The sequence below is a fragment of the Pseudomonas gingeri genome (assembly GCF_013385425.1).
In the GTDB taxonomy this organism is placed as follows: Bacteria; Pseudomonadota; Gammaproteobacteria; order Pseudomonadales; family Pseudomonadaceae; genus Aquipseudomonas; species Aquipseudomonas gingeri_D.
On the sequence record NZ_JACAQA010000001.1, the window covers coordinates 117,048 to 124,738 of the forward strand.

Here is a 7,691-nt window from a genome sequence, read left to right on the forward strand (position 1 = left end):
TCGATTCAATGATATCCAGTACACTTGCCCCATCTTTAGCCTGCCAGCGGAGCGGGCTACCCGAACAGCTGCTCAAGATTTTTTCGAGTAAAAATGACCCTGATTAAATTAAAAGACCTTGAAGCGCACCTATGGCATGCCGCACACATCATCACCGGCCCCATCGACGCCTCCGACTACAAAACCTACATATTCCCGATCCTATTCTTCAAACGGATCTGTGATGTATATGACGAAGAGTTTGAAGAGGTGCTGGCCAAGGTCGGGAGCGCGGAGCTGGCGCGCGAGAAAATCTTCCATCGCATCCAGGTTCCTGTTGGCAGCCACTGGGATGACGTGTTCGCCAAGTCCCACGATATAGGCAAGGCACTTAAGGATGCTTTTCTGGGCATAGAGCAAGCCAACACCCAGTTACACGGCATCTTCGGCGATGCCAGTTGGACCAATAAAGAGCGCTTGCCGGATGAGCTGCTAGCCACGCTGCTCAACCACTTCAACAAAGTCGATCTCGGGGTTGCCAGCGTTCGTAACGACGATATGGGGCGCGCCTACGAATACCTGATCAAGCGTTTTGCCGACAAAGCCAACAAAAAAGCCGGTGAGTTCTACACCCCGCGCACCATTGTTCGGCTGATGGTCAATATTCTTGACCCCAAAGCGGGTGAAAGCGTTTATGACCCGGCTTGCGGTACGGGGGGCATGTTGCTGGAGACCATTCACCACGTTCGAGAAAACGCGGGTGATCCCCGGCTGCTGAAGCTCAAAGGTCAGGAAAAGAACTTGACCACTGAAGCCATTGCCCGCATGAACCTGTTTCTCCACGGCCAGGAAGACTTTGAGATTGTTCGTGGAGATACCCTGCGTGAGCCCAAGTTTCTGATCTACGACCGGCTCGAAACCTTTGATTGTGTGATCGCCAATCCACCGTTCAGCCTCAGTGAGTGGGGTCATGAACAATGGGCGGCGGACGCCTACAGCCGCAACAGTCACGGCCTGGCCCCGAAAACCAACGGTGACTTTGCCTGGGTACAGCACATGTTCGCCTCCCTCAATGCCGATGGGCGAATGGCGGTTGTGCTGCCCCATGGCGTGCTGTTCCGCAGTGCGGCAGAGGGCCGAATCCGCACCAGCCTGCTCCAAGAAAACCACATCGAAGCCATTATCGGCGTAGCGCCCAACCTGTTTTACGGTACCGCTATCCCGGCTTGCATCCTGTTGCTGCGCAAGCAGCGCCCTTATGAGCATCGTGACCATGTACTTATCATCAATGCCGAGGAGATTTTCACCAAAGGCCGCGCGCAAAACACCTTGAGCAATGCCCAGGCGGATCAGATTTACCAGATCTACCTAGAGCAGTATCAGCAAGGCCCCTCTGCGATAGCATTGGAAGGCGTAGCGCGCTGGGTGCCGCTAGGTGAAATTGCCGAAAACGACTTCAACCTGAACATTGCCCGCTATGTGCAAAAGCCACTGGAAGAAGAAACCATCACCGTCGAAGAGGCGCTGAAAGACTTTCAGCAGAAACTGGCCGCATTGGAGCAGGCCGAGCAGGAGCTGGAAGAACTGCTGATCAAGGAAGGGTTTGAGCTATGAGCACGGATAGCGCCGACAGCAACACCTCGCAGTTCATCAAGCAACACGCCGGGGCGCAGTACGAGCAGTTTCACCAGCAGCGCCAACATGAAGATGCCGCCAGCGCAGACAAACGCCTCTCCGACCTGAGCCAGCTTGCTCATCAGCTATCAGACAAGACTCGTAAGAATGATTGAGTACCAGAAAAACCAAGCCTCCCAACTTGGCAAAAAGAAACTCGAAGACCTCCTTTGGGGAGCGGCCGAGTTTCTGCGCGGGCAGATCGACGCCTCCGACTACAAGCAGTACATCTTCCCGCTACTATTCTATAAACGCCTGTCCGACGTTTACCTGGAAGAGTATGTCGAGGCAATGGAAGTCAACGAGGGCGATGCCGACTATGCCGTCATGCCCATGTTTCACCGCTTCCATATTCCCCTGGAGGCGCGCTGGGAAAAGGTACGCCATACCAGCAAGAACATCGGCGAAGCCATCCAGAATGCCCTGCGTCTGATCGAGACCCACAATGAACGCCTGCACGGCGTATTCGGCGATGCCCAGTGGACCAACAAAGAGCGTCTACCCGACCACCTGCTGGCCGACTTGATTCAGCACTTCAGCAAGATCCCTCTGGGCATCAAGTCGGTGGCCCAGGACGACCTGGGCGAAGCGTATGAATACCTGATCAAGAAGTTCGCCGACGACTCTGGCCACACCGCCGCCGAGTTCTACACCAATCGCACCGTGGTGCACCTGATGACCCGCATCATGGGTCTCAAACCCGGTGAAACCGCCTATGACCCCACCTGCGGCACCGGCGGTATGCTGCTTAATGCGGTGATGGACCTGCGGGACGAAGGTCAGGAATGGCGCAGCGTCAAACTCTATGGCCAGGAAGTGAACATGCTCACCTCTGCCATCGCCCGTATGAACATGTTCCTGCACGAGATCGAAGAGTTCGAGGTGTTGCGCGGCGACACCCTGGCCGAGCCAAAATTTATCGAGGGTGACCAGCTCAAGCAGTTCGACGTGATCTTCGCTAACCCGCCGTACTCCATCAAAAAATGGAACCGTGACAAGTTCACCGCCGACCCCTATGGCCGCAACCTATACGGCGTGCCACCGCAGGGTTGCGCCGACTACGGCTTTTACACCCATATCATCAAAAGCCTGAAGCCCGACACCGGCCGCGCCGCCATGCTCTGGCCCCACGGTGTGCTGTTCCGTGACTCGGAACAGGCCATCCGTAAGCAGGTGATCGAGTCGGACATTATCGAAGCAGTGATCGGCCTGGGTCCTAATCTGTTCTATAACTCGTCGATGGAATCCTGTGTGGTGGTGCTTAACTGCAACAAGCCCGTTGAGCGCAAAGACAAGATCCTGTTCATCAATGGTATCAAACATGTCACCCGCGAGCGGGCCCATAGCTGGCTTTCGGATGATGACCTGGCTGTGCTGGCCGGAGTTTACTTTACCCCTAGCAAGCAGCCTGCCATTAGCGCGTTAGTGGATATCGAGACAATTCGCGAGAATCAGCACAATCTATCGATTCCGCTATATGTACAGAGTATCAATGACGGGGAAGTGCATGATGTTGAACATGCAATTGAGGCTTGGAAAATCAGCCGTTTACAGATAAATAAGCAGGTTAATAAATTGTTCAAGAGCCTCAAAGAGTTTGGCTATGAGGTGGGTAAGAGATGAAAAGTAAACAGGCATCTGTTGAGTGCATAAAGGTACGGTTTGGTGATGTCGCTAGGCAGCGTAAAAAAAACGTTGATAGAGAAAATAATCCATTTGAAAAGTATGTAGAAGGGGGGCACATAGCGTCGGAGGACTTGCGGGTCAAGTGTTTTGGTGTTTTTTCTGAAGCTTATGTTGGTCCAGCTTTCCATAGGATTTTTGAACGAGGCGATATTCTGTATGGCTCTCGCAGGACATATTTAAAGAAAGTTGCAGTTGCAGACTTTGATGGCATAACAGCTAATACCACCTTTGTTGTAGAGGCAAAGAATGCAGATCTGTTTTGTGGGGAGTTACTTCCGTACTTAATGCTGAGCGAGGGCTTTACCAATCATTCAGTGCTGAACTCTAAGGGCTCTACAAATCCATATGTCAACTGGTCCGACTTGGAGAAGTACACCTTTACTGTTCCGAATACAAAAAAACAGAAAAATTTATTAAATATTTTCAAACTTTCAGATCAAAACGTTTATGCTGCCGAAGCTGCCAAGGTTTCTTGTCAGGAGCTCCAAATGGCACTCATTTATGAAGCATTTACGAAGAAGGAAGGATGGATAGATTACAGGCTTAGTGATCTTTGTGAGGTCAAAGGAGGTCGGCAAAGATCTCCAAAATACGAAGCGGGTCTAAATCCTATTAGATATCTACGTCCAGCTAATATAAAAAAAGGGATATTTCGAGATGATGATGTTAAGGAGATGGATTTTAGTTTAGAAGAGTTGGCCGTTTATTCTCTTGTTCATGGCGATACTCTTCTGGTAGAGGGGGGGGAGGAAAGTGATGTTGGAGACTCTTTGTTCTGGCGTAACCAAATTGAAGGGCCGGTGGCCTTTCAGAATACTTTGCTTCGTCTCAGAGCTGACGAAAAAAAAATATCAAGCAGTTCACTCTACTGGTTGATGGTTTACATGCATAGGTCTGGCCATTTCAGGTCCATTGCTGCCGGTACAAAAATTAAGCATATCGGCAGTAAAAAAACCTCTGGAATAATAGTTAGTCTCCCGAAAAACCTGGAGTCTATCGACAAGAAAGCAATGCTGCTGAGTGAGATTGATCTTCATATAGCATCTTTGGATAAAAAAATTGATCAGGCTAAAAATATGCGAAAACTACTGATCAACAAATTGTTGGGGTGAGTATGTTTAACGAACAAACCGTCACCGAAAATGGAATTGTCGACCGTTTAAAAAAATTAAGCGGGGTAAAGTGGACTTACTGCCACGGCGAGAACCTGCCAAAGAAGGCGCAGGATATCTTTGTCGATGAATGGTTAAAAGACGGGTTATGTTCGTTAAACCCGGCTATCGGCCAACAGCCGGATTATGCCGATGAGGTGATCCACAAGTTGCGCGGCGTAATATTGGAGGCACCGCACAGTGGCCTGGTCCGGGCCAACGAAAATTTCCAGACGTGGCTGCTGGCTGAAAAAACCTTGGCCTTTGGCGAGAATGGTGAACACGTCACGATCAATCTGATCGACTTCGACAACCTCGACAACAACAACTTCGTGGTGGCCCAGCAGGTGCACTATGTGGCGGCTGGCGAGGTGTTCTTCGATATCGTGCTGTATGTAAACGGCATTCCGCTGGTGGTAGGTGAAGTGAAAAGTGCCACTCGCCCTAGTGTCAGTTGGCAAGACGGTGCCGCTGACTTTATGGGCGGTAAGAAGCACTATTGGCAACATGTGCAGTCTTTCTTCGTGCCCAACCTGCTGTGCTTCGCTAGTGAGGGCAAAACCTTTGCCTTCGGAGCGATCAATGCTCGGGTCAAGGATTGGGGCCCCTGGCACCATACTGATCAGCGCGAGGATATTCCTGCTACTCTGGCCTCCGTGCTGGCGAGCGCCGAAGGGCTACTGAACCCGCAAACCCTGCTGCAACTGCTGGCCTCATTCGCGCTGTTCTCTACGCATAAAACCGGTAAAGACACGCCGCCCAAGCGTATCAAATTGCTGCCGCGTTACCCGCAGTTCGAGACGGCCAAACAGATTGTCGAGCGGGTCAAACAGGGTTACCCGAAAAAAGGCCTGATCTGGCACTTCCAGGGTTCAGGTAAATCTCTGCTGATGCTCTACGCGGCCAAGATGCTGCGTGCCGACAACGACCTGAAAAATCCCACCGTGCTGATCGTGGTCGACCGCCGTGACCTGGACAGCCAGATTAGCGAGACTTTCGGCGGCGCCGATGTGAAAAACCTGATCAAGGTGCAGAGCTGTAAAAAGCTCGGTGAGCATATCGAACAAGACAGCCGCGGTATCCTTATCACCACCATTTTCAAGTTCAAAGATGTTGAGATCGATGAGCGCAACCTGGCTGGCCTGAACAATCGCGACAATATCATCGTGTTGGTGGATGAAGCCCACCGCACCCAGGAAGGCGGCTTGGGCGAGAAGATGCGCTGGGCGCTGCCCAATGCTCACTTCTACGGCCTGACCGGTACTCCGATCTCCGGCATCGAACGCAACACTTTCAAGCTGTTCGGCGCCAATGAAGACCCCGGCCGCTATATGAACCGCTACAGCTACAAACAGTCGATCCGCGACGGTGCCACTAACCCGGTTAAGTTCGAGCCCCGTTTGGCCGAATTGCGGGTCGACCGTGAGGCGATCAACGAAGAGTTCGAGCAACTGGTCAAAAACAACAACCTGGACGAGGACGAAAAAGCAGTCCTGTCCAAACGCGCCGGTAAGCTGGCCGTTATGCTCAAGGCACCGAAACGCATGGAGGCCATCAGCGCCGACATTGCCGAACACTTCACCAGCCATGTGCAGCCGAAAAAAATGAAGGCCATGGTGGTGGTCTATGACCGCGATGCCTGCGTTCAGATGTATTACCTACTGGGAAACAAGCTTGGTTTCGGCGCAGTGGAGGTGGTCATGAACATCGATCAGGCTCCGGTGAAGGATGAGAACGGCAAGCTCAACAAAGACTGGAACAAGTGGAAGGAAGAGCTCGATCTACCGATCAAGCAAACCGACTTTGAGCGCTGGCAGAAATTCGATGATGACGAGCAGGCGCAGAAAAACCTGCTGGAAGCCTATAAAGACCCGAAACAACCCCTGCAGCTGCTGATCGTGACCGCCAAGCTGCTTACCGGTTTCGATGCGCCCATTTGCTATTGTATGTACCTGGATAAACCGCTGCGCGACCACACTTTGCTGCAGGCCATGTGCCGCACCAATCGTCTGTATGAAGCGGACGGAGTGGCCAAGCGTATGGGCCTGATCATCGACTATCTGGGCGTATTCGAAAACCTTCGCACGGCGCTGGCCTATAACCCGGAAGAGATCGACGGGATTGTCGAAGGCATCGAGAAATTCAAGGAGTTGCTGCCAGAGCAGTTGAAGCTGTGTCTGGCCTTCTTCCCGAACGTAGACCGCACCCTGACAGGCTTCGACGGCATACTGGCCGCACAGGAATGTTTGCCGGACAATAAAAGCCGCGATGAGTTTGCCGCAGCCTTTGGTGTGCTTGCCAAACTCTGGTCTGCCATCAATCCCGACCCTTTCCTGACGCCCTACCGCCAGGATTACAAATGGCTGGCGCAAATCTATGAGTCAGTACGCCCGGTTGGTCAAACGGGCGCGCTGGTCTGGGTCGCGTTAGGGCCCGAGACCATCAAGATGATTCACGAGCACACCGATATCAGTCGCATACGCGATGACATCGATGAGCTGATCATGGATGAACACGCGATCTTCACCCTGACCGAGAAAGAGCAGGAGAAACGTGCCCGCCGGCTGGAAATAGACCTGATGGGACGTCTGCGCGGCCATGGCGAGGCTGTATTCGTCGAGCTGGGCGAGCGCCTGGAGAAACTGCGCCGAGAATATGAAGCCGGCGTAATCAAGGCCATCGATTGGCTCAAGGGCCTACTGGATGCCGCCAAAGATACGGTGCAGGCCGAGCGTGAAACCGGTGACCCGGTGGTAACGGAGGCAGACAACAAGCAGGCGCTGACCAAACTCTTCCTGGAAACCCGCCCGGAAACCACGCCGAAGCTGATTGGTGATGTGGTCGAGCAGATCGACAAAATTGTCAATGCTACTCGCTTTGAGGGCTGGCAAAACTCCAACAGTGGCCCACGCGAAATCCAGAAAGCACTGATGCTGACCCTGGCGCAGTTTGGCCTAAGCAAAGACAAAGCCCTGTTTGAGAAGGCATACGCCTATATTGAAGAGCATTACTAAGTCGATGACGTACCGCCGTGCGATGAAGGTGACATCGGCATGCAACTCCATGGCAACAGGATTTCGTAACTTTCAACTGAAGTTGCCAGGCAGTCGATCCTATGCGTTGCACAGCCACGCATAGGATCGAGTCCACTTTCAACGATGCAGGCGATAGGGAAAGAGTGTAAGCGCCCCATAAACCCCA

At 52.5% G+C, this 7,691-nt stretch carries 5 protein-coding genes; all 5 read left to right on the top strand.

All coding sequences use genetic code 11. The features are described from left to right. Window positions 1-93 precede the first annotated feature (93 nt). Genes HX830_RS00500 through HX830_RS00520 form a run of 5 tightly spaced genes read left to right on the top strand, consistent with a single transcriptional unit; the run spans window position 94 to window position 7,504 of the window. Entirely contained in the window at window positions 94-1,593 is a 1,500-nt protein-coding gene (locus HX830_RS00500) for a type I restriction-modification system subunit M (RefSeq protein ID WP_177098614.1), read from the top strand. Then, window positions 1,590-1,769: a hypothetical protein gene (locus HX830_RS00505; protein WP_256350360.1), complete on the top strand. Its 180-nt coding sequence runs from the start codon at window positions 1,590-1,592 to the stop codon at window positions 1,767-1,769. Before HX830_RS00500 ends, HX830_RS00505 begins: the two co-directional genes overlap by 4 nt. Continuing rightward, entirely contained in the window at window positions 1,762-3,276 is a 1,515-nt protein-coding gene (locus HX830_RS00510) for a type I restriction-modification system subunit M (RefSeq protein ID WP_177098615.1), read from the top strand. Before HX830_RS00505 ends, HX830_RS00510 begins: the two co-directional genes overlap by 8 nt. Further along, on the top strand, window positions 3,273-4,451 hold the full coding sequence (locus HX830_RS00515) for a restriction endonuclease subunit S (RefSeq protein WP_177098616.1): 1,179 nt from the start codon (window positions 3,273-3,275) through the stop codon (window positions 4,449-4,451). Before HX830_RS00510 ends, HX830_RS00515 begins: the two co-directional genes overlap by 4 nt. Window positions 4,452-4,453: 2 nt before the next feature. Continuing rightward, the gene (locus tag HX830_RS00520) at window positions 4,454-7,504 is read left to right on the top strand and encodes a type I restriction endonuclease subunit R (RefSeq protein WP_177098617.1); all 3,051 of its coding nucleotides are present in this window, start codon (window positions 4,454-4,456) and stop codon (window positions 7,502-7,504) included. The last annotated feature ends 187 nt before the right edge of the window (window positions 7,505-7,691 follow it).